The organism is Hymenobacter siberiensis, from assembly GCF_018967865.2.
Classification (GTDB): Bacteria; Bacteroidota; Bacteroidia; order Cytophagales; family Hymenobacteraceae; genus Hymenobacter; species Hymenobacter siberiensis.
Genome location: NZ_JAHLZY020000001.1, coordinates 1,695,792 through 1,718,425, shown reverse-complemented (window position 1 = coordinate 1,718,425; position 22,634 = coordinate 1,695,792). Strand labels below are relative to the sequence as shown.

Sequence of the window (22,634 nt, the reverse complement as noted above, 5' to 3'; positions counted from 1 at the left end):
CCATGAAACTCGAGAACACCCAGGTTCAGATGCGCAAGGGAATCCTTGAGTTCTGCATCCTGGAAATTATCGCCCGCGGCGAAGCCTACGCCTCCGACATGCTGGAGGAGCTGACTTCGGCCCGCATGATAGTGGTGGAGGGCACGCTCTACCCGCTGCTCACTCGCCTCAAAAATGCTGCTCTGCTCGACTACGTGTGGAAGGAGAGCACCAGCGGCCCGCCCCGCAAATACTACACCCTCACCGAGGAGGGCCGCAAGTTCCTGGCGGAGCTGCGCGACACCTGGGAGGAAATGGCTGCTTCGGTGGGCATCATCCGCCACAGCCGGCCACCCGGCGACAGCCGCTAACCCTACCTCTTTTTCTGCTTCACTCACCAGCATCCAATTGGCCCGTTCGGCCTTCTTTCACATGAAAAAGAACATCAGTATCAACTTGCAAGGCATCATCTTCCACATCGAGGAAGACGGTTTCGACGTTCTGAGTCGCTATCTGGCCGAGGTGAAAGCTCACTTTGCCAGCTACCGCGGCCACCAGGACATCGTGACCGACATCGAAGGCCGCGTCGCGGAGCTTTTCGCCGCCCGCCTCTCGCCCATGCAGCAGGTCATCAGCCTCGATGACGTGAATGCCATGACGGCTAAAATGGGCCGTGTGAGCGACTTCGCTCCCGATGCCGATGAGGACGACGAGGTAGAAGCCACTGCTCCCTCAAGCGATACTGTCGGCCCCGAAGGCGCTTTTGGTCGCAAGGGCCCGTTTAGTCCCGAAGGTGCGTTTGCCAACAGCAGCGAGCCCTCGGCTCCCGGCGAAACCAAGCGCCTGTACCGCGACATGGCCAACCGCAAGGTGGCGGGCGTGGCGGCCGGCATCGCGCAGTACTTCATGGTGAACCCGCTGTGGATTCGGCTGGCGCTGATATTCGGCACCGTGTTTTCGCCCGCTATCAGTATCTGGTCGCGCCACAACATGCGCGTCGATTTTGGCGGCTGGCTGGTGGTTGCCTACGTGGTGCTCTGGATTTTGCTGCCCAAGCGCTACGATGCCCCCGCCCCTACCGAGGCGCTGCTGAGCACGGGCCCGCTGGCCGGCCGCCGCCTGTTTCGCGACACCGGCACGGGCAAGGTAGCCGGGGTGGCCTCTGGCCTGGCCGCCTACTTCAACGTGGATGCGACGCTGGTGCGGATACTGCTGATTCTTGGGCTGCTACTGGGCTTCTCCACCATCCCGCTCTACATTATTCTATGGATAGTATTGCCCGAGGCCAAAACGGTCTCGGACAAACTCCGTATGCGCGGCGACGCCATTACGCTGGAAAGCTTCGACAGCAGCGCCCGCAACAATGCTTTCACCGAAGGCTCTGCTCTCACCAACCGCCCCGTGGGCGAGTTTGTGGAAGATGCCGCCCGCAACCTGCGCCCGGCCGTCGATTTCGTAGGCTCGGCCATTCGGGTAGTGGCCGGCGTGCTGCTCACCATAACCGGGTTTGGCCTGCTGCTGGCGCTGGCCATTGGCCTGGGTACGAGCATTGGCCTGTTTCCGAATGCGGAGAACATGATTTTCACCCACGTGCTGCTGCAGGGCGTGCCGGCCTGGGGCTTGCTGGCCGGCTTCCTGGCCCTGGGCATTCCGGCCCTGGCCCTGCTGCTGGGCGGCCTGAACCTGCTCTTCCGCCGCTCGCTGATGACGCGCACCATGGGCCTGTCGCTGCTTGGGCTCTGGTTACTGAGCATTGTGGGCGTGACGGTGGCTGGCGTTCAGCAAAATCGCAACTTTCAGTACGATGCCGAAGTGGAGCAGCTGGAACAATTCTCGAAGTTGACCACACCCGTACTCATGTTCGACTCGCGCCGCGTAGACCGCGACTGGGAGCAGCACGTCGACCTGCGCCTCGCCGCCGTCGACAGCGGCAAAGTGGTGGAAGTGCTGCGCACCCTGAGTGCCAAAGGCCCCAGCGAAGAAGTGGCCCGTAACACGGCCCTCACCACCATCAACTACACGGTGCGCCCCAGCGGCGACTCCTCGCTGGTGTTCGACGACCATTTCTCCTTCCTGCCCGAGGCAGCCTACCGCAAGCAGGAGCTGAGCCTCACCCTGCGCCTGCCCCGCGACCGCACATTCCGCATCAGCCGCAACTTTGCCAACGACCTGCTTGATGAGGATGATTTTGTGGGCAACCGCCGACCCCGCGACCCCGAGCAGCACCGCTACCGCCTGCGCGGCAACAAGCTGGAGTGCATCAGCTGCACCAACGAGCATCTGGGTCGCGACGAAAACAACGACGACTCGAACATCAATATCGACAGCGACGACAGCGACAGCGCCGACGACAACAGCGACGATAATAACGACAACAGCGACGGCAACAGCCGCAGCGGCCTCTCGCTGAACTACGGCGGCGCACCCAACTTCAATACCGATTTGAGCAGCTACGGCAGCGGCCGCCGCACCTTCGACGAAACCGGTTTCACCCGCGTTTCGGTGGCCGGGGGCTACCGGGTGGTGGTGCGCCACGGCAATAGCTTCAAGATTGAGGCCGGCGGCGATGACAGCGCCCTCGATAACCTGCGCGTGGAGCGCAACGGCGACGAGTTGGTGGTGAAACCCTCCCGCAGCCGCAAGTTTTTTGGCGATGCCGACCACAAAGTCCTCATTCGCATCGAGATGCCCAGCATCGACCGCCTCGAGCTGGCCGGCGCGGTGCAGGGCGACCTCGGCGGCTTCGACCGCCAGGAAGATATGCGCATTGAGCAGGCCGGCGCCAGCCACCTGCGCCTGAACGGCAACTACGGCAACCTGAAAATTGACCAGGCCGGTGCCTGCCGCACCACCGCCACCGGCCAGGCCAACAACCTGACCCTCAACGCGGCCGTGGCCTGCGAGCTGGCCGGGGCCAACCTGAAAACGCGCGTTGCCAAAGTTTCGCTCGTCGGGGCCTGCAAAGCCCGCCTCAACGTGACGGAAAGCCTGAAGGGCGACGCCGTGGGTGCCAGCGAAATAGCCTACAGTGGCCAGCCCGCAACCGTGAAAGTGGACGCGGTGGGTGCGTCCAGCATCAAACGTTTGTAGCCCACCGAAGATTTAGGCCGGGTTATAGCTATCGAGGCAACTTTACCCGTACTATTAACATCTATTCCCCCGACGAAAAACAGAAAACGAAGTCAGGCTTAGTTTGGTGAGTGAACGAGGCCTCCTTCCGGAGCCAGTCCTTTGGCCGCCCCCTGCTGCAACAGGAAGGCCAGGGCTGGCTCCATTTCGTTTTTAATAATGCCGTCGAGAATGGCTTCCATCACGGCTTCTTTCAGCTCGCCCACGGCTCGCGAAGGTTTCAGCCCGAAGGTTTCCATGATAATCTCGCCGGTGATGACCGGCCGGAAGCTGCGCAGGTGGTCCTTTTCCTCCACCTCCTTCAGCTTCTCTTCCACCTCCGTAAAGTTGCGCAGGTATCGCTCCTTACGGGTGTGGTCCTTGCTGGTGATATCGGCCCGGCACAGCAGCATCAGCCGGTCAATGTCCTCGCCAGCCTCGAACAGCAGGCGGCGCACGGCCGAGTCGGTCACAGTTTCCTTTACCAGGGCGATGGGGCGCAGGTGCAGCTTCACCAGCTTCTGCACCATGCGCATCTCCTCGCCCAGCGGCAGTTTCAAGTCGGTGAAGATGCCCGGCACCCAGCGTGCGCCCTTGTCCTCGTGGCCGTGAAACGTCCAGCCCACTTTGGGGAAGTAGCGCTTGGTAGCGGGCTTGGCGATGTCGTGCAGCACGGCAGCCCAGCGCAACCACAGGTCGCCGCCGGCGGCGGCCACGTTGTCAAGCACTTGCAGAGTATGGTAAAAATTGTCTTTGTGGGCGTGGGCACCCACTTTTTCCACGCCGTACAACAGCGCCATCTTCGGGAAAATGAGCTGCAAAAGGCCCGTCTGAAACAGCAGCTTGAACCCGTAGCTCGGCGTGGGCGACTCAATAATCTTATTCAGCTCGGTGGTAATCCGCTCCTGCGACACAATCTTTATCCGCTCCTTATTCCGAATAATGGCATCGAACGTATCGGGCTCAATATCAAAGTTTAGCTGCGAGGCGAAGCGGACGGCGCGCATCATCCGCAGCGGGTCGTCGGAGAACGTCACGTCCGGCCCCAGCGGCGTGCGAATGGTTTTGCCGGCCAGGTCCTTCATGCCGTCGTAGCGGTCCACTAGCTCGCCAAAATTTTCGGGATTCAGGCTCAGGCCGAGAGCGTTGATGGTAAAATCGCGGCGGGCCAGGTCCTCTTCCAAAGTCCCGGCCTGCACTTCCGGCTTGCGGCTTTCGGTGCGGTAGCTCTCCTTGCGGGCCCCCACAAACTCAATGTCGCCGGCCTCTTTGGTGGGCAGCATGGCCGTGCCGAAGTTCTTGAATACCTGCACTCGGCCCCGACCTTTCAGCTTATTGCCCACGGCCTGGGCCAGGGCAATGCCATCGCCCACGGTCACCACGTCAATATCCTTGCTCTCGCGGCCCAGCGCCAAATCGCGCACATAGCCGCCGATAACGTAGGCCGGCTGGCCCAGTTCGGCCGCCGCTTCGGCAATGGTGTGGAAAATGGGCAGGTCGGGCAGTTTAGGCATATTCATGGGCGCAAAGGTAAAACCCGGCGTGTCGCCCTCCGCGTCACCCTCCTCCCCTGACCCCCTCTCCAAAAAAGAGGGGGTCAGGGGAGGAGGGTGACGCGGAGGGCGACTTACGCCCGCACCACCTCCAGCTTGCCATCCGCGCCCAGCCGCACCAGCCGCGAAGGCGTGGTGCGCGTGGCATCGTCCTGCCGCCAGTTCACTACATGGTCGGCCCCGCGCACGATGGCGGCATCCACCTCCGTGTACACCGCCGGGGTCGGCTCGCCGGCTTTGTTGGCAGAGGTCGATACCAACCCATGCCCCAGCCGGCGCACAACCTTAAAGCAGAACTCATCCTTCACCACGCGCAGGCCCACGGTGCCATCCGGGGCCACCAGCTCCTTGGCCACCGCCCGGCCAGCAGGCAGGATGTAAGTGGTCGGCCGCGTATCGGCGGCCAGCATGGCTTCCAGCTCGGCCGGCACTTCGGCAGCGTAGCGCTTCAGCATGTCAAAATCGGCCACCAGCACGATGCTGGGCTTGCCGGCCTCGCGGCCCTTCAGCTTATAAAGCTGCTGCACGGCGGGCAGGGCTTCGGCATCGCAGCCCAGGCCCCACACGGTATCGGTGGGGTACACAATAACCTGCTGGAGCAGCAGCGCGTCAACGGCAGCATCGACTTCTTGTTGGAAACGGTTCATATTACTGATTTACACTGATTAACCGTGATTTCACCGGGTTTTTATTGCCCGCGAAATCATGGCTTTTTGTTTTTATTAATTTCAATCTCCTAATTCAATTAATGACCAAACCGCAAAGATTACCGCCGAAAGAAATCAGCGAAATCACGGCTAATCAGCGGCAATCAGTGATTGGCAGAGCTCCACCAACACCCCGGCCGCGCTCTTGGGGTGCACGAAGCACACCAGCTTATTATCGGCCCCGCGCTTGGGTTCCTCATTTAATAATACGAAACCCTCCTCTTTCAGCCGCGCCATCTCGGCGCGGATATCATCAACCTCGAAGGCGACGTGGTGAATGCCCTCGGGCTTTTTAGCCAGGAATTTCGTAATGGCGCTGTCCGGCGAGGTGCCGGCCAGCAACTCAATCTTTGAGCCACCGACCTGAAAAAAGACGGTATCGACGGCCTCGCTGGCCACGTGCTCCTTCTTATAGGGGGCCGCGCCGAGCAGTTTGGTGTAGATTTCGGTGGCGGCTTCGAGGTCGTGTACGGCCAAGCCGAGGTGTTCGAGGTTGGTAAGCATGAGGTGAGTGTGGAAGAGATAATGCCGCTTACCGGGCAAAAAAGCGGGTTTTACCGCGCATTTTGCATCGTTACCGGAAGTCGGCGCATTTCCTTATTTAGATTGTGTCTACTTTTGTGAGACCAAAGAAAACTGATTGCCCCCGAACCGTGTTCTAAGAGCCGACCAGGCTTTCATTGGTTTATCTTTTTGCTATACCGTTGCGCGCAATGCTGAAGCTCCCTATTTACCTCGACAACAACTCCACCACCCCACTCGACCCGCGTGTGCTGGATGCCATGATGCCCTACCTGACCGATGTATTCGGCAACGCCGCTTCGCGCAACCACCCCTTCGGCTGGGCCGCTGAGGAAGGCGTGGACTACGCCCGCGAGCAGATTTCGAAGCTCATCAACTGCGACTCAAAAGAAATCATCTTCACCTCGGGGGCTACCGAGTCGGACAACCTGGGCATCAAGGGCGTGTTCGAAATGTATAGCCAGAAAGGCAACCACGTCATCACCACCACCACCGAACACAAAGCAATACTCGATACCTGCAAGCACATCGAGAAGCTGGGCGGCAAGGTGACCTACCTGCCCGTTGATGAGCAGGGCCTCATCAGCCTCACCGACCTTGAAGCCGCCATGACGCCCGAGACCATTCTCGTGACCATCATGTACGGCAACAACGAGACGGGCACCATCAACCCCATCCGCGAAATCGCCAAAATCGCCCACAATCACGGCGCCCTGTTCATGACGGACGGCACCCAGGCCGTGGGTAAAATCCCGGTTGATGTGATTGCCGAAGGCATCGACATCATGGCCTTCACGGCCCACAAGATGTACGGCCCGAAAGGCGTGGGTGCCCTCTACGTGCGCCGCAAGAACCCCCGGGTGAAAGTGACCGCCCAGATGGACGGCGGTGGCCACGAGCGCGGTATGCGCTCGGGTACCCTCAACGTACCCGGCATTGTGGGACTGGGCAAGGCCTGCGAATTGGCCCGCCTCGAAATGGCCGCCGACGCTGCCCGCCTGAGCGTGATGCGCGACCGCCTCGAAAAAGAACTGATGACGATGGAGGAAACCTACGTGAACGGCTCGGTAGAACACCGCCTGCCCCACGTTACCAACATCAGCTTCAAGTACGTGGAAGGCGAAGGCCTGATGATGGGCGTGAAGGACCTGGCCGTATCGTCCGGTTCGGCCTGTACTTCGGCCTCGTTGGAGCCCAGCTATGTACTCAAGGCCCTGGGCCTGAGCGACGACCTGGCCCACAGCAGCCTGCGCTTCGGCCTGAGCCGCTTCACCACCGACGAGCAAATCGACTACGCCATCGGCCATGTAAAAGAGGCCGTGACCAAGCTCCGCGAAATGTCGCCCCTGTGGGAGATGTTCCAAGAAGGCATCGACTTGAGCAAAATCGAGTGGGCGGAACACTAAAATAGTTATGAGTTAAAAGTTATGAGTTATGAGTTTTTCATTTGCCCTCATGGCTCTGCTTTTCAACTCCTAACTCATAACTTTTAACTCATAACTCCAAAATCATGGCTTACTCCGATAAGGTAATCGACCACTACAGCAACCCCCGTAACGTGGGCACGCTGGACAAAAGCAAGAAGAACGTAGGCACCGGCCTCGTGGGCGCACCTGAGTGCGGCGACGTAATGCGCCTGCAAATTGAGGTGGACGAAGCCACCAACACCATCACCGACGCCAAATTCAAGACGTTCGGCTGCGGCTCGGCTATCGCCTCGTCGTCGCTGGCCACGGAGTGGCTGAAGGGCAAATCCATCGACGAGGCCCTGGCCATCGACAACATGGAGATTGTGGAAGAGCTGGCCCTGCCGCCCGTGAAAATCCACTGCTCGGTACTGGCTGAAGATGCCATCAAGTCGGCTATCTCGGACTACCGCGTGAAAAACGGTTTGCCCGCCCTGGAGCTGGCGCACCACTAATTTTTCGAGTTAAAAGTGAAGAGTTAGGAGTTTTTGGTCCCAAACCGGGCCGAAGCTTCTAACTCTTCACTTTTAACTCTTAATCCGACTAATGGACGAATTTGACATTGCCCGACTGGAGCGCGAGATTCGGCAGTACCTGGGGCTGGAGCCCACGCAGCTGCAATTCGAGTTCCGGGAGCTGGAAGGGCTGACCCGACTGGATTTGATTACGGTGAATCCGCGCCATCAGCAAAGCTTCCTGTTTCGCTACGAAACCGGCCGTGACAAGGTGGAGTGCCTGGAAAAGATGCTGGCCTACGTGCGCAGCTACCGTGATACCGAAAGCTCCTACACGCTGCAATGGCGGGCCCGGGGCGACAGGGAGCTGCAAACGTCCTACTTCCGGGCACACAACGTATATGAGGCACTGGACAAGCTTTATTTCGACCGCGATTTGAACACGATTACCGTGTTCAGCGTAGTGTTGAACCCAAGCTCTTAAGGGCTTCGATGAATTGTTTGGCGAGCGAGTGAACAAAGAAATTCGGCCGCTTGTTTATAATGTGTCTAAATTGCGGGTCCATTCGACTTTCCATCAAGCCTGAACGGCTCCGCTCCTACTGCCATGATTACCGTATCCGATAAAGCCAAAGAAAAAGTAGCACGCCTGATTGAAGACGCGCATCTTGACGACACCTACCGCCTGCGCGCCTCGGTGGCTGGCGGCGGCTGCTCGGGCCTGAGCTACAAGCTGGATTTTGATAACGAAGTGCGTCCCATGGACCAGGAATTCGAGGACAAAGGCGTGCGCGTAGTGGTCGACATGAAAAGCTTCCTCTACCTGGCCGGCACCGAGCTGGATTTTTCCGACGGCCTCAATGGCAAGGGATTCCAGTTCAATAACCCCAACGCCTCGCGCGAGTGCGGCTGCGGCGAGAGCTTCTCCGTCTGACCACGGATTAGCACGGATTTTGTGCTGCCGAGGAAACTTCAATCCTCACTCACAGCAAATAAAAAAGGCTTGCCATCTGGCAAGCCTTTTTTATTTGCTTAAAACAGTTTGACGTACGTCCACGAAATCCGTGGAATCCACTAAAATCCGTGCTAATCCGTGGTCTTTTCAAACTTCTGCACGGTGCGGCCGGCAGCGGTTTGCAGCTCCAGGAAATAGAGGCCGGTGGGCAGAGCTTCGAGACCGATGCTGGCGGTGCCGGCTTCGGTAGTGCCGTGCAGCAGGGACTGGCCCAGCTGGTTGAGCACGCGGTAGGGCGTGGCGGCTTCGGCGATGAAGCTGATGCGGCTGTGGGCGGGGTTGGGGTAGAGCTCCACTTTGGCGATTTCGCCGGAACCGGCTACCGTGACCACCGGCGAAAAGCTGCTGCCGCCGTCCAGGTCGACCTGGCGCAGGCGGTAGTAGAGCTTGGCGGCCGGGGCGGCCTTGTCGAGGGTGGCGTAGGCTGTGGGGTTCATGCTGTTGCCCTGGGCAGCTACGGTGGCCAGCTTGGCGAATTCGCGGCCATCGACGCTGCGCTGCACCTCAAAGCGGGCGCTATTTTTCTCGGTGGCCGTGGCCCATTTCACCGAAACCGTCTTATCGGCCTGGCGCTGGGCGCTGAAAGCGGTGAGCTCGACGGGCAGCGGGTTGGTAGCGGCCAGCACATTGGTATTGGACAGGTCATTCTGAGCTCCGAGCACGAAGTCGGAAAAATCAGAGAACGACGCGGAGGTGAGCGTACCTGCCACCGAGGCCCCCCCGGCACCGGAATCGGTACCCGTGTTGCCGGAGCGGCCCAGGTTGGTCCACTGGTTGGCGAATGAGCCGGTGGCGTCGCGCTTAGCAATCACGAAATCGGTGCTGCTGGGTACGTTCACGTAATCTTCGGCCCCGAAGCTGAGGGTGACAGTGCCGGTGAAGTTGCCCGCCGTGGTATTCGATGATTTAACGGTGTAAAATCGTTTCGACGACACGCGGGCCAGCGGGGCCGTACCCAGGCCGGCATCTGTCGATAAAGTACGGCTGGAGTTGCCCTCAAACTGCTCCGCAGTGTAGGTCGAAGCAGCGGTCTGGACCGTGCTGCTGAGCGTGATGGGCCGATAAAATGTGCTCTTACCAACCGGAAATACCATGGTAGCCGCACCCGCGCCCGTAATGCGGGCCATTGGGCCATTCACGAAGCTGCTGGCGCTACCACCGGTTAGCATAGCGCCGTTTTTCAGCGTGAGTAAGTTGGTGGCGGTGGTAGCGATATTACCGGCGGTGAGGACCAGCGTACCGCCCAGAGTGAGCGGGGTACCCAGCGCGGCCAAACCATTGCTAGTGCGATTCAGCGTGAAGTTATTTATTTCGGCAAGGCCGGTTGCAAAAATCAGGGTGCCCAGTGTGCCGGTGCCACCCACAATCAGATTAGTCGTGGCCGAACCTACGATGTTGCCAGACCCGGTATTGACGATGGTACCGTTCAGGGTAAGGGTGGCTGGCGTAGCACCATCGCCAATTTGCAGGCCGCCATTAGCCAGGGTTAGCACCCCGTTTACGGTGAGGTCGGATGGCACGGTAAGGCGGTCGCTGAAGGCCTGGAGGCGGAAGTTATTTACTGTTGTGGCACCAGGGGTCAGGCGCAGCGTACCAATGGAATAACTGCTCCCCGTTTCAAGACTGATGCTAGAAGCTGGTGAAGCGGTGACGGTGCCCAGGCCGGTACTAGCGGTAGTACCGGCAGAGATAACGGCCTTGCCACCAACGTAAAATCGCAGGGTATTTGAATTCAATACCAAGGTAGTACCCGTTTCGAGGTAGTAGCCACCGCTGGCGAGATTGCCCAGCTCAAGGGTTGTGGGGCCTCCCGCGTCGGAGAGAATGACCCCGCCTCCGGGCTTGTAGGCAAATAACTCGGACAGCAGAATATTGCTGCTGTTGCCGGCAATGGTCTGCGGGATAGCGGCAAACAGGTTAAGGGTAATGCGGGCGCTGGACGAGTTGTTGAAGGTCGCACCATTCACCAGCGTGAGGTTGCCAGTGAGGTCGATGGACGAGAAGGGCGAGGAAGTATTACCGCCCAAAACTGTGTTGTCCAGGGTGAGGTTGCCGGGCACCACGGTGCTAGTGATAGGCGCGGCGAAGGTGCCGGTATTTTTAGTCAGGGTCTTGGTGCCGTTTGTCAGCTTCAGGTTCTGGTAGGCAAAGGTGCTGGACGCGGGCACGGTGAAGGTGCCGGTCTGAGCGAAATCGATGGTGCTGCTGGCATCCTGCACGCCTTGGGTAATGGAGTTGTAGGCGGCCGCCACCGTATGCTGAATGACGAGCGTGCTATTGGCCAACTGGTCGAGCTTGCCACTGAAAACAAGCCCCGTGGGAATCACCAGCGAGGCATTGGCCGTTAGCACTACTTTCGAGCCCGCGCCCGTCACCGTCCAGTTGGCGCTGATGGTGCGGTTGTTACCCGCTACGTTGTAGACAGTACCAACCGTTGTGAAGTCGCCCAGCGAGTTGCCCGAACCGTCGCTGCTGGTCCCGAAGGTGCTGGCCAAGTTTAGGGCGCCGGTGGCTTTGGCGTAGAATACGATGGGCGCGGTAGTAGTAAAGCTGGCCGTACTGGAAGCCGTGGTCAGGTAGTTTTCCAGACCGGGCGTGGCGTTGTCGTTGTAGGCGTAGGCCTCCAGGGTATAGCCGGTGGTGGCCGATAAGCCCGTTACCGTGAAGGTATTGGGAACGGTGCCGGTAGGGCCGGCATACACGACGTAGTTGCCGGGGCCGGTGGTGGCACCGCTGCCGAAAGTGGTGCTGGCAGGGTAGGTATTGCCATCGACCGGGGCCCCAGCCGCAACCGAGGTGGCATGAATAACCACCAGCTGCTGGGCACCATTGCCGCCGTTCGCCACCACATCGGCCTGCGAAAACACAACGTTGGCCGTGCTCAGGGCGGGCGGCGTGGTGGGCTCGATGGCCAGCATAGGAGCCGGGCCACAGGTTACGGCCACGTCTTCGAGGTAGAGCTGAGCCGTGCTTGTTTCGGCACCGCGCAGGAAGCGCAGCAGCACACTGGAACGGGTTTGGTAGGCCGACAGGTCGATGGTGTGCTTGGCAAAAGTGGCCGTCAGGTCGGTAATAGCATAGGCAACCAGGGTGGTATAGTTACTTCCCCCGTCAATCGAAACCTGCACCAGCAACGAGCGGGCCGCCGTGCTGCCGCTGCTGCGGGCTACAAAGAAATCGAGGCTGCTGGGGTAGCTGAGGGCGGTGGCATTGATCAATGAATGACCGGCACCGTTGAACACAGCCGAGCCGCCCGAAGAACCAATGCGGTTGAAGGCATTCTGCGTTACACCGTTCACCGCCCACTTCGCGAAGGGGAAAGCATCGAAGTTATCCACCAAACAAGGAGCCGTGGTCACGGCGAACGCTCCAGATGGTGAGCCATTTATGAAGGGGTTGCTGGCATTTATCCGGATGGTGTAGGCCGCGCCGGGAGTAGTACCCCCCGGAACGGTGACTGTGAGCGAGCCCACCGTGCTGGCCGTGGTGCTGAGCGCCGTGCCGGGGAATGTGCCGCCGACCGTCGAAAGCTCGGCTGAGAAGACATTACCCGTACCGAAAGTATCGGTGGTGGTATACGTCACCGTTACGCTACCGCCCTGCGTGGCCGGGTTGGGCGTGGCGGTGCCGGTGGTGATGGTAGGCACGGCTACGCAACTGAAAGCCGCAGTACTTGAGTTACGTGCTACGGGAGCAACCACCGTAAAGTCCGCGCTGTTGTCATCTGTATCTGTGCAACCACTGTTTTTCCGTACAGCTGCTGTCATGTTCCCGGTGGCTGAAGTTGAGCCTGTTCCCTCAAATCCGGTCCCTACAGTTGCCGTAGATACGCCATACCCAACCCGGTCTATTAATGTGGAGCCTGACAACAAGTCAAATCGTCCTTTGGTAGCAGTAGAAGAGATATTAACTACAGCTAACTGGTCCGGCGTAGGCAGATTGCCCGCCGTTGTCGATAAGGATACCAGAAAGTATTTACCAGGAGCAATGGATGCACTGGATGACATGGAAACAGAGCCGCCTACTACCCCGGCTGAACTGAAATATTTTACTGAGTAGCCGCTAAGTGAAACGCTTGCAGTGCCTCGATTGAAAAGCTCAACAAAGCTTACCGTGTAGGTTGAGCCAGCGTTTCCCCCTCCACCATATGCTTGGCTGATAACGAGGGTGGCGCTCTGCCCCCACCCAAGCAGCGGTAACATTAGCATCACTGCCAGCGCGAAGCTGCGGCCGATACCAGCGGAAAAACGAGGTAATGGTTTTCTCATAAAAAACGGAGTGTAGGGGTGTTGCCAAATTATCATACGGTGGACACGTTGGGTGTAAATATATTTGAATAAAATTAGATTTAAAGCATTATTCTATTATCAAATCTTTATCCCCCATCCCTAACATATTCAGCAACTTGCAATTAGATTTTTTTATTTACCGAGCCAATCCTGGAAACTCCCGGCCTTTGGCAATAAATACTTGACAGCAAACTTGTCATATCAACAGTAGGATTGGACTATCACCCACCCCTATCCCCTTAAATACACAAAGCCCTTGCGTCCGCAAGGGCTTTGTGTATTTAAGCAAGGTGGCCGGAGGTTGCACCCGCCGGCACAACGGCGGGCCGTGGCTGGTAATGGTGCCTGCCATTCCAAGACGGGGGCATTTGCTGGACGCTCCTGTCAGCGGGAAGTAATTGGGTGGCCACGCGCAGCACGGCGGGCCGCTTAGGAATGACAGGACTTATGGCATAACGCGGCACCGGCCGGCGACGGGGCAGGGTTTTTACCAGCGTGGCCATGGGCAGGTCCTTGTTCTGGGTAACGACCAACACATCGATATTCAGGCGTTCGGGCTCCTCTTTGAGGGCCCAGGCCAGGAGGGGCATGGCCAGGGCCCGGCGCATGGCCAAGGTTTCGAGGAGCAAAAACTAGTCTTCGGCCCACATGGCCAGTGGCGTGGCGGGCGGCGCGAAGAAGGTGACACGCCAGCCGCGCTCCTGGGTTCAGCCAAATTTAAAGCTGTTCAGCTCCAGCCCGCCCAGGCTGCCGGAAAGGCACAAAACGGCCAGCTGCGGCGGGGACGCCTCCCACTCATGGGGGGGCCATGCCGGGAGTGGGGCGCCTGGAAAAGGTGAATGGATTCATAGCTCAGAAAGACAGGAAGCGTGGGGCATTGGAATGGTAGAGGGTGGAAGCGTGGTGGGACAGCAAATAGAAATCGCAGCTAATCCGAACTGTCATCCTTCGCTGCGCTCAGGATGACAGTTTTATTCAAGCGCTACCCTCAGGTCCAGCGGCTGAGGAACTGCAGGAAGGCTTCTTTGTACTGGTCGCCCACGGGGATGGTGACGGCGCCAATCTGGACGGTGAGACGGCGCACGGCCTCAATCTTATCGAGCGCCACGATGAACGAGCGGTGGATGCGCATGAAACGCCGAGCGGGCAGCTTTTCCTCCATCGCCTTGAGGCTCATGAGGGAGAGCAGGGCGCGGGGCGTGCTTTTGAGGTGGACTTTGACGTAGTCCTTCAGGCCTTCGATATAGAGAATGTCGCTGAGGGCTACGCGCACCAGCTGGTACTCGGCTTTCAGGAAAAGGTATTCTTCTTCCTCAGGGCTGGTGGCGGGGGCCGTGGCGTGTTGCGCGGTGAGCTCGGCGTAGGCGCGGGCCTTGCCGGCGGCGCGCAGAAACTCCTCGTAGTTGAAGGGCTTCACCAAGTAGTCGAGGGCATCGACGCGGTAGCCTTCGAGGGCGTACTGGCTGAAGGCGGTGGTGAAGATGACCCGCGGGCCGGTGGGGCCCAGCACGCGGGCCAGCTCCAGGCCGTTGAGCTCCTGCATCTGAATATCGAGGAAGGCCAAATCGACGGTGCCGGGGTGCTCGTGCAGGTACTTGAGGGCCTCCACGGCGCTGCCAAATTTGCCCACAAGCTCCAGAAATGGCGTTTTTTGAACGAAGGACGCGACCAGGCCCAGGGCCAGGGGCTCATCATCGACGGCAATGGTTTTGAGGGGCGTCATAAGGAATAAGGAACAGGGGATAAGGAATAAGGACGTGGGAATTAAGGATAAGGAGCTGAAACGAAAGGAGCGACTACGCCCTCAATTCCTTATCCCCTATACCCTTTTCCTTGTCCCCAATATGCAACGTGAGGTGCACCCGGAATTCGTTGGCGGGCGTGTGGTCATCCACCAGCAGGTTGAACCGGCCGGGGTACAGCAGGTCGAGGCGGCGGCGGGTGTTGGCCAGGCCGATGCCGTTGCTGCCGGCCAGGTCGGTGCTGGGCAGCGCGAGCAGGGTGTTGCGCACTTCCAGCTCCAGCACATCAGACGAGGGCTGGGTGAGGCCGATAAAGATGCGGCTGCTTTGGGTGGCGGCCACGCCGTGCTTGAAGGCGTTTTCGAGGAAGGGCAGCAGCAGCATGGGGGCCACGAGCACATCGCGCACGGGCTCGGGGCGGTCGAAGGTGACGGTCACGCGCTCATCGAGCCGCAGCTGCATGAGGGTGATGTAGTCCTGCACGAAGGCAATTTCCTGGCTGAGCAGCGTGAGGCCACCGGCGGTGTCGTACAGCACGTAGCGCATCATGCGCGAGAGCCGGTGAATGGCCACGCGGGCCTGCTCGCCGTCGAGCAGCGTGAGGGCGTAGATGTTGTTGAGGGTATTGAAGAAGAAGTGCGGGTTAATCTGGGCCTTGAGCACCGACAGCTCCGAGCTCACGCGCTGCTGCTCCAGCGTCTGCCGAATCTGGGCATCGTTCTGCCACTTCTGCACCACCGTAATGCTCGTGCTGATGCCCAGCACAAACATGGTGGTGAGCAGGCCCATGGTGTCGATGCGGAAGCTGCCTCGGTTCAGCCGGGGCCGACCGGCCGCCGCCTCAAAGGCTTTGTCCATGAGGGCGGGCAGGTCGAGCACCGATTCCAGAAACTTACTGAAGCTGAGCACCACCGCCGTAGTGGCCACCAGGGCCAGAATAAACCAGCCGTTGCGCCCATGCAGCAGCAGGCGCGGCACCGTAACGTTGGCCGTGAGGTAATAGGTGGCCACCCACGCGGCAAACATCAGCCCCTGCTTCAGCCAGAACTGCGGCGGCATGGTGAGCCGCCCGGTGAGCGGCTGAAACAGCAAAAACGTGAGCCCGAACAGCCCCCACACCAGTACATGAATAAGCGGCGTGAGGTAGCGACGGGGCGTGAGGACGGCCATAGATGAGGGAGAAATCGGAACAAACATAGCCGGTCCCGTATTCCAAAGCCGGGCCAAACCGACCGCACCCGCAATTCCATCGACGGCGGGCAGCGTTTTACCGTCGGGCAGGTGGGCGGGGTTTGAAGGACGACACTCCCCTCCTTACCAAGGAGGGGATGTTTCAGCAAAGCTGAAACGGGGATGGTTGTGGGCGTTGTGGGCATTGAACGGTCGAGACCAGTTCAACACCACCCGGGACCGGTTCAACACCACCCGGGACCAGTTCCGCACCGCCCTGTCACCGTTCAACGCACACAACCACCCCAGCTGACGCTTTGCGTCAGCATCCCCTCCTTGGTAAGGAGGGGAGTTTGGTGAGGTTACACTTCCGGCCGGACTCCCGACCTTTGCCCCCATGATTCGCCCGCTTCTACTACTGCTTGTGCTGCTCTCCCCTGCTCCCGCAATCTCAGCACCATCCCTTCCCGACTATGCAACTTACCCCACCTACCTCGGCCCCGACCTTGGGCTAACCTGGCGCGGGGGCCAGGCCACGCTGCGCGTGTGGGCCCCCACCGCCTCGGCCCTGCACATGCGCCTCTACGCCGCCGGCAGCGGCGGCCCGGCCCGTGCCGACTTTGTGATGGCCAAAGCCGAAGGCGGCACCTGGACCTACACCCTGCCCGCCGGCACCACCGGCTTCTACACAGTACAGGCCACCATCGCCGGCAAAACCCTGGCCGAAGTAGCCGACCCCTACGCCCACGCCGTGGGCGTGAACGGCCAACGCGGGGCCGTGTTCAACCCCATCATCGCCGAGCCGCCGGGCTGGAAAGACGACCTGCGCCCCGCCCTGAAACAAGCCACCGACATTGTAATCGGCGAAGTACACGTACGCGACCTCACCATGCACCCGCAGTCGGGTGTGCGGCACAAGGGCAAGTTTCTGGGGGCCGCGCAGGTGGGCACCCGGGGCCCGGACGGCGTGAGCACCGGTCTCGACCATTTGGTTGAATTGGGCCTGACCCACGTCCACCTGCTGCCCACCACCGATTTCGCCAGCATCGACGAAGCCGCGCCCGCCAGCGCCAACCGCTACAACTGGGGCTATGACCCGCTGAACTACTCCGTGCCCGAAGGCACCTACTCCACCGATGCCACCAACCCGGCCGCCCGCATCCGCGAGTTCAAGCAGCTGGTGGAAAACCTGCACGGGGCCGGCCTGCGCGTGGTGCTCGATGTGGTGTACAACCACACCGCCGATGCCCGCCGCAGTAATTTCGAGCAGCTGGTGCCCGGCTACTACTACCGCCACAACCCCGACGGGAGCCTGAGCAACGCCACCGCCTGCGGCAACGAAGTAGCCTCGGAGCGGCCCATGGTCCGCAAGCTCATCGTGGAATCGGTGGCGTATTGGGCGCAGCAGTACCACGTCGACGGCTTCCGTTTCGACCTCATGGGCGTGCTCGACATTGAAACCATGCGCGCCGTGCGCGTGGCCCTCGACCAGCAGGACCACAGCATTTTCATCTACGGCGAGGGCTGGACCGCCGGCCCCTCACCCCTGCCCGACGCCAAACGCGCCCTCAAGGGCAATATGATGAAGCTGGACCGCATTGCCGCCTTCGGCGACGAGCTGCGCGATGGCGTGAAGGGCCACTACGCCCACCAGACCGAGCCCGGCTTCGCCAGCGGCCAACCCGGCCTGGAGGAAAGCGTGAAATTCGGCATCGTGGCCGCTACCCGGCACCCGCAGCTCGATTATACGAAGGTTAACTACTCGAAAGCGCCGTGGGCCGGTGCACCGTCGCAGGCCATCAACTACGTGGCCTGCCACGACGACCGGGTACTCTGGGACAAGCTCAAGGTATCGAACCCCAACACCTCGGAAGACACGCTCATCAAGATGGATTTACTGAGCAACACCATCGTGTTCACCTCGCAGGGCGTACCGTTTTTGCCGGTCGGCGATGAGTTCCTGCGCACCAAGGGCGGCTCCTCCAACTCCTACAACCAGCCCGACAGCGTGAACCAGATTGACTGGGGCCGCAAGGCCAAATACGTGGGCGTGTACGAGTTCTACCGCAAGCTGCTGGCCCTGCGCCGCAACCACCCCGCCTTCCGCCTGCCCACCACCGAGCTCATTCAGCAGCACCTCGAATTCCTGCCCAACATGGCCCCCGGCATCATCGCCTACCAGCTGAAGGACCACGCCGGCGGCGATGCCTGGAACACCATCACCGTCATTTTCAACGGCAACCGGGGGGCCTGGAGCGTGCCCCTGCCCCGCGAAACCTACAAAGTAGTGCTGCGCGGCAACCAAATCCAGGAAGAAGGCCTCGACGTGCTGGAGGTAACCAGCGGCGTGCAGGTCCCCGGCAACTCCGCCCTGATTCTGGTGCGGTAGAGACGCATAATTGCGTCTCGTCGTTGAACGGTAATCGTACAGACGATGCGGACGAAGAGACGCAATTATGCGTCTCTACCCTTGCTGATTTGAAAAAATTCGCTTTCCATTTTGGAAAAATTCATCCCCGTTGGGCCCCGTGCCCGGCGGGGATTTTTTATTATTCAATTGGTAATCAACAGGTAGTTCGGTTCGAACCCAGGCATCACCAATCCGGCATTGGTATTGGCATATGGTGGAGGCAACCAATTAACGGCCGCACCGGCCACCACCTCCCTCCCCCCAATACCAACGCCATGAACGCACTTCCTTCTTTCGATTCCGCCCCCGGCCTCCCCAAGTGGCAGCAGCCGGAAAAAGTAGCCGGCCGCGTGGTCCTTATCGGGCTGGTAGGCACGGCGGTGTATTTCTGGGGCAGCATCCTGCCCTTCCTCGTCGACATGGTGTTCGACACCGTGAAGCTGGGCATCGGGCTGGGCACGCTGTTCGTGCTGTTTCTGCTGGCCACCAACAAGCGGATTCACGCCGGACTGTGGTACGCCGGGCAGCGGGTGCTGCGCTCGATGGCGGGCATCTTCGTCAACACCAACCCCATCGGTATCATGGAGGACTACATCTCGAACACCGAGAAGGAAGCCCGCAAGATGGACGCCGAAGTCACCAACATCGAAGGGGCGCACGAGCTGGTGAAGCGCAAGCTGGCCGCCAACGCCGCCCAGATAAAGGAGTACCTGGCGCTGGCCGACTCGGCCACCCGCCAGGGCGAAAAGGACGCCGCCGAGAGCTACGCCATGCGCGCCGCCCAGGTGCAGGACTATAACCAGCGCCTGCAGCCCATGGCCACCACCACGGCCAACGTGACGGTAGTAATGCGCCAGATTCTGAAAGCCGCCCTGCGCCAGATTGATGGCAGTAAGTTCAAAGTCAACCTTTTGAAGGATGAATATCAGCTGGCGAAACGCACCAGCTCGGGCATGCGCGCGGCCATGAACATCCTGCGCGGCGACCCCGACAAGAAGTACTTCTTCGACCTGGCCACGGACCGCGTGGCCGAAGACATGGCCCAGCAGCTGGGCCAGATTAAGCAGGCCATGCGCTACTCGCAGGAGTTCGTGAAGGAGATGGACATCCAGAACGGGGTGATGAGCGAGAAGGGCCAGCGCCTGCTCGACCAATACCAGAAAGGCGAATTCAACGCCGTGCTCAACGAAAAACCGCAAGCTCCCCAGAACATTCTCACCACTAAAAAAGCCTCCGATGATGCCTACTCTAGCCTGCTTGATTAGCTTTTTGCTGGCCTGGGCCTGCTTGAGCAGCGCAGACTTTGTAGCGCGGACTTTTAGTCCGCGAGTCACCCAGCCAGCCCACTCTATTTCCATTCAACCACCCCATTCGCGGACTAAAAGTCCACGCTACTACTCCGATGACAACACGCGGTAAATTCATTATTGGCCTCCTTCTTTTTGGCCTCCTGTACTTCGGCATCAACAAGCTGGTTACCAGCGGTGCCGTATTTAAAAAGGCCGACACGCAGTCGGTGCTTTTGAACTCGATTGAGCTGCCCACGACCACCGGCGGCAACCGCGCCAACATCGTGGTGCCGCTGGCCCCCATGCCCGGCACCGCCCCGGCCGACAAAGGCACGCCCCTCACCTGGGAAGTGATGGCCTGGAACAGCCAGATGGCCGGCATGCTGGCCAACGGCGGCCCGCGTTCCACGATGGGCTCGGCGGCCGCCGCCAACGGCCTCGACATGCAGATTGTGCGTCAGGACGACGTGAGCAAGATGCAGGCCGACCTGGTGAAAAACGCCCTCGACCTGCAAAGCAACCCGGCCACTCCCGGCCTGATTGTGAGCATCATGGGCGACGGCCTGCCGGCTTTCTCGGCGGTGCAGAACGAGCTAAAAAAAACCGGCACGCAGCTGCAAATCATCCCCTACTCGGTGGGCAAATCCTTCGGCGAAGACAAGCTGATGGGCCCCAAGGAGTGGCTGGATAACCCCAAGCTGGCCCTGGGCAAAACCGTGGCCTGCTATCTGCGCGACGGCGACCAGAACATTGCCCTAAAATGGTGCGCCGACAACGGCCTGAAGGTGAACCCCGACGAAACCACCTACGACCCCGAAGCCGTGAACTTCATGGCCGCCAGCGACTTCCTGGTGGCCGCCGAGAAATACATCCTCGGCAAGCCCGAAGCCCGCACCAAGGTAGTGAACGGCAAGAACACGGGCGTGAAGGTGGACGTGGTAGCCGATGCCGTGGCCACCTGGACGCCCGGCGACGTGAACATCGCCAAGCAGCGCGGCGGCCTCGTGAACATCGTGAGCACCAAGGACTACTCCAACCAGATGCCCAACATCATGGTAACGACCAAGCGCTGGTACGACGCCCACCCCAAAGAGGTACTGGGCCTGATGACGGCCTTCGCCGTGGCCGGCGACCAGGTGAAAAGCCACCCCGAAGCCCTGACCCGCGCCGCCGATATTTCGGCCACCGTGTACGGCGACCAGGATAAGCCCGGCGCCTACTGGCTGAAGTATTACAAAGGCGTGAGCGAAGCCGACCGCAACGGCGAAGTAGTAGAGCTGGGCGGCAGCAAAGCCTTCAATTTCAGTGACAACCTGACCTTGTTCGGCCTTGATGAAGGCGGCACCAACATCTACGCCTCGGTGTACAAAACCTTCGGCGACGTGCAGAAGAAGCTCTATCCGAAGGAGCTGCCCATCTACGTGCCACTCACCGAAATGCTGGACCTCGCGCCCCTACAAAAGCTGCAGGCTCAGTACAAAGGCAAAGCCGTAGCCCCGGCCGAAACCCAGCAGTTTGCCGCCGGCGACGAAATCCGCCAGAGTGTGAGCAAGCGCGCCTGGAACATCGAGTTCAACAGCGGCCAGAGCAGCTTCACGCCCCAAACTACCCGCGAGCTAACCCAGCTGTTCGATGACCTGGTAGTAGCCGGCCGCCTGAAAGTAGCCGTGCACGGCCACACCGACAACGCCGGCGACCCCGGCAAAAACCAACAGCTTTCGGAAGACCGCGCCATGGCCGTGCAGCACTGGCTCGAAACCAAGAGCCACAGCGCCTTCCCCGATGGCCGCATCCAGGTGTACGCCCACGGCGCCACCGAGCCGGTAGCCAGCAACACCACGCCCGATGGCAAAGCGAAGAACCGCCGGGTCGAGGTGGTGCTGGGCAACTAGAACGACACTCCCCTCCTCAGCTGAGGAGGGGATGTGAGCGCCGAAGAGGCGCGAATGGGGGTGGTTGGCCTCGTTGAACGACACCCGAACGAAACCCTTACAGAACCTCACGCGAGTCGTTCAACGATTCAACCACCCCAGTTGAGCCTGCGGCTCAACGTTCCCTACTTGGTAAGGAGGGGAGTTTGACCGCCATTTCCGTCCTCCCACCATGAAGACCCTCTTCTCCCCTAACGCCCAGCCGCGCCCGCTCATCTTCACCACCATGGTGGTGGCGCAGGTGGCCCTGCTGCTGCTGTTATGGCTGTTTTACCCCATGCAGCTCTTCCCCAGCCTGAGCGAAGTATTCCGCTCCCTCGGCGACCTCATCACCACGCAGGGCCTCATCCCGGAGCTGTGGGCCAGCATGACCACCGCCATCGAGGCACTGGCCGTGGCCACGGTGCTGGCGCTGGGCATTTCCTACCTCACGGCGCTACCCTTTTTCCGGCCCATCGCCTACGCGGCCTCCAAGATGCGCTACCTCACCCTCACCGGCCTCACCTTTTTCATGGCCCTGATGGTCAGCTCCGGCCATCAGGTGAAGCTGTCAGTGCTCATTTTCGGGGCCACCGTATACCTGGTCACGGGCATGACGAGCGTAATTCTGACCACCACGCAGGAGGAAATGGACCACGCCCGCACCCTGGGCATGAGCGAGTGGCGCAGCTTCTACGAAGTGGTAGTGCTGGGGAAATTGGATGAGATGCTCGAAGTGGTGCGCCAGAATTTCGCCATCATCTGGACCATGATTACGCTGGTGGAAACGCTCTACCAATCGGAAGGTGGCATCGGGCTGCTGCTGTATAAGCAGAACCGGTACCTGCACCTCGATGGGGTGCTGGCCATTCAGCTGGTGATTCTGGCCACGGGCGCGGCGCAGGACTACGTATTTGTGCTGCTGCGGAGGGTGTTTTTTCCTTACTCGGCGCTGGGCAGTAGCGCGGACTTTTAGTCCGCGAGTGAACGGTACGCCTGAACGTTTCCACCCAATTGCT

17 protein-coding genes and 1 pseudogene are annotated in these 22,634 nt (G+C 60.1%); 10 read left to right on the top strand and 8 right to left on the bottom strand.

Going from position 1 to position 22,634, the window contains the following annotated elements:
- Positions 1 to 2: 2 nt before the first annotated feature.
- Positions 3 to 350, top strand: coding sequence for a PadR family transcriptional regulator (locus KQ659_RS07630; protein ID WP_168673967.1), 348 nt, complete (start codon positions 3 to 5; stop codon positions 348 to 350).
- Between the two features lie 61 nt (positions 351 to 411).
- Positions 412 to 3,069, top strand: a complete 2,658-nt coding sequence (locus tag KQ659_RS07625) for a PspC domain-containing protein (protein WP_216689331.1) — start codon at positions 412 to 414, stop codon at positions 3,067 to 3,069.
- 98 nt (positions 3,070 to 3,167) lie between these two features.
- Here KQ659_RS07625 and KQ659_RS07620 read toward each other — a convergent pair whose 3' ends face one another.
- From KQ659_RS07620 to mce, 3 genes are all read right to left on the bottom strand, one after another.
- Entirely contained in the window at positions 3,168 to 4,607 is a 1,440-nt protein-coding gene (locus KQ659_RS07620; protein WP_216689332.1) for a CCA tRNA nucleotidyltransferase, read from the bottom strand.
- A 107-nt stretch (positions 4,608 to 4,714) separates the two neighbouring features.
- Positions 4,715 to 5,287, bottom strand: a complete 573-nt coding sequence (locus KQ659_RS07615) for an L-threonylcarbamoyladenylate synthase (protein ID WP_216689333.1) — start codon at positions 5,285 to 5,287, stop codon at positions 4,715 to 4,717.
- A 150-nt stretch (positions 5,288 to 5,437) separates the two neighbouring features.
- Positions 5,438 to 5,851: a methylmalonyl-CoA epimerase gene (gene mce / locus KQ659_RS07610; RefSeq protein ID WP_216689334.1), complete on the bottom strand. Its 414-nt coding sequence runs from the start codon at positions 5,849 to 5,851 to the stop codon at positions 5,438 to 5,440.
- A 209-nt stretch (positions 5,852 to 6,060) separates the two neighbouring features.
- Between mce and KQ659_RS07605 the strand changes: the two genes are divergently transcribed.
- From KQ659_RS07605 to KQ659_RS07590, 4 genes are all read left to right on the top strand, one after another.
- Entirely contained in the window at positions 6,061 to 7,275 is a 1,215-nt protein-coding gene (locus KQ659_RS07605; protein ID WP_269808172.1) for an IscS subfamily cysteine desulfurase, read from the top strand.
- Between the two features lie 104 nt (positions 7,276 to 7,379).
- Entirely contained in the window at positions 7,380 to 7,790 is a 411-nt protein-coding gene (gene iscU, locus KQ659_RS07600; RefSeq protein WP_046244756.1) for a Fe-S cluster assembly scaffold IscU, read from the top strand.
- 91 nt (positions 7,791 to 7,881) lie between these two features.
- A complete protein-coding gene (locus KQ659_RS07595) occupies positions 7,882 to 8,274 on the top strand; it encodes a hypothetical protein (RefSeq protein ID WP_216689335.1) in 393 nt (130 codons plus the stop codon).
- Between the two features lie 123 nt (positions 8,275 to 8,397).
- Positions 8,398 to 8,724 (top strand): HesB/IscA family protein, encoded by a 327-nt coding sequence (locus tag KQ659_RS07590; protein ID WP_070728920.1) that lies wholly within the window; start codon positions 8,398 to 8,400, stop codon positions 8,722 to 8,724.
- A 152-nt stretch (positions 8,725 to 8,876) separates the two neighbouring features.
- Here KQ659_RS07590 and KQ659_RS21780 read toward each other — a convergent pair whose 3' ends face one another.
- The 5 genes and pseudogenes from KQ659_RS21780 to KQ659_RS07565 form a co-directional block, all read right to left on the bottom strand.
- Positions 8,877 to 12,452: a T9SS type A sorting domain-containing protein gene (locus KQ659_RS21780; RefSeq protein ID WP_226930113.1), complete on the bottom strand. Its 3,576-nt coding sequence runs from the start codon at positions 12,450 to 12,452 to the stop codon at positions 8,877 to 8,879.
- A 246-nt stretch (positions 12,453 to 12,698) separates the two neighbouring features.
- A pseudogene (locus tag KQ659_RS22075) lies at positions 12,699 to 13,007 on the bottom strand (lamin tail domain-containing protein); the annotation flags it as partial.
- 368 nt (positions 13,008 to 13,375) lie between these two features.
- The gene (locus tag KQ659_RS07575; protein WP_216689337.1) at positions 13,376 to 13,723 is read right to left on the bottom strand and encodes a hypothetical protein; all 348 of its coding nucleotides are present in this window, start codon (positions 13,721 to 13,723) and stop codon (positions 13,376 to 13,378) included.
- 359 nt (positions 13,724 to 14,082) lie between these two features.
- Positions 14,083 to 14,817: a LytR/AlgR family response regulator transcription factor gene (locus KQ659_RS07570; protein ID WP_216689338.1), complete on the bottom strand. Its 735-nt coding sequence runs from the start codon at positions 14,815 to 14,817 to the stop codon at positions 14,083 to 14,085.
- 73 nt (positions 14,818 to 14,890) lie between these two features.
- Positions 14,891 to 16,006 carry a sensor histidine kinase gene (locus KQ659_RS07565; RefSeq protein WP_216689339.1) on the bottom strand — a complete coding sequence of 372 codons (1,116 nt, stop codon included), beginning with the start codon at positions 16,004 to 16,006 and terminating at the stop codon, positions 14,891 to 14,893.
- 397 nt (positions 16,007 to 16,403) lie between these two features.
- Here KQ659_RS07565 and pulA point away from each other — a divergent pair, with 397 nt between their 5' ends.
- The 4 genes from pulA to KQ659_RS07545 all read left to right on the top strand — a co-directional run bounded on the left by pulA (position 16,404) and on the right by KQ659_RS07545 (position 22,591).
- Entirely contained in the window at positions 16,404 to 18,395 is a 1,992-nt protein-coding gene (gene pulA / locus KQ659_RS07560) for a type I pullulanase (RefSeq protein ID WP_216689340.1), read from the top strand.
- 296 nt (positions 18,396 to 18,691) lie between these two features.
- On the top strand, positions 18,692 to 19,681 hold the full coding sequence (locus KQ659_RS07555; RefSeq protein WP_216689341.1) for a PspA/IM30 family protein: 990 nt from the start codon (positions 18,692 to 18,694) through the stop codon (positions 19,679 to 19,681).
- 137 nt (positions 19,682 to 19,818) lie between these two features.
- Positions 19,819 to 21,597, top strand: coding sequence for an OmpA family protein (locus KQ659_RS07550; protein WP_216689342.1), 1,779 nt, complete (start codon positions 19,819 to 19,821; stop codon positions 21,595 to 21,597).
- Positions 21,598 to 21,808: 211 nt separating this feature from the next.
- A complete protein-coding gene (locus tag KQ659_RS07545; RefSeq protein WP_216689343.1) occupies positions 21,809 to 22,591 on the top strand; it encodes an ABC transporter permease in 783 nt (260 codons plus the stop codon).
- Positions 22,592 to 22,634 lie beyond the last annotated feature (43 nt).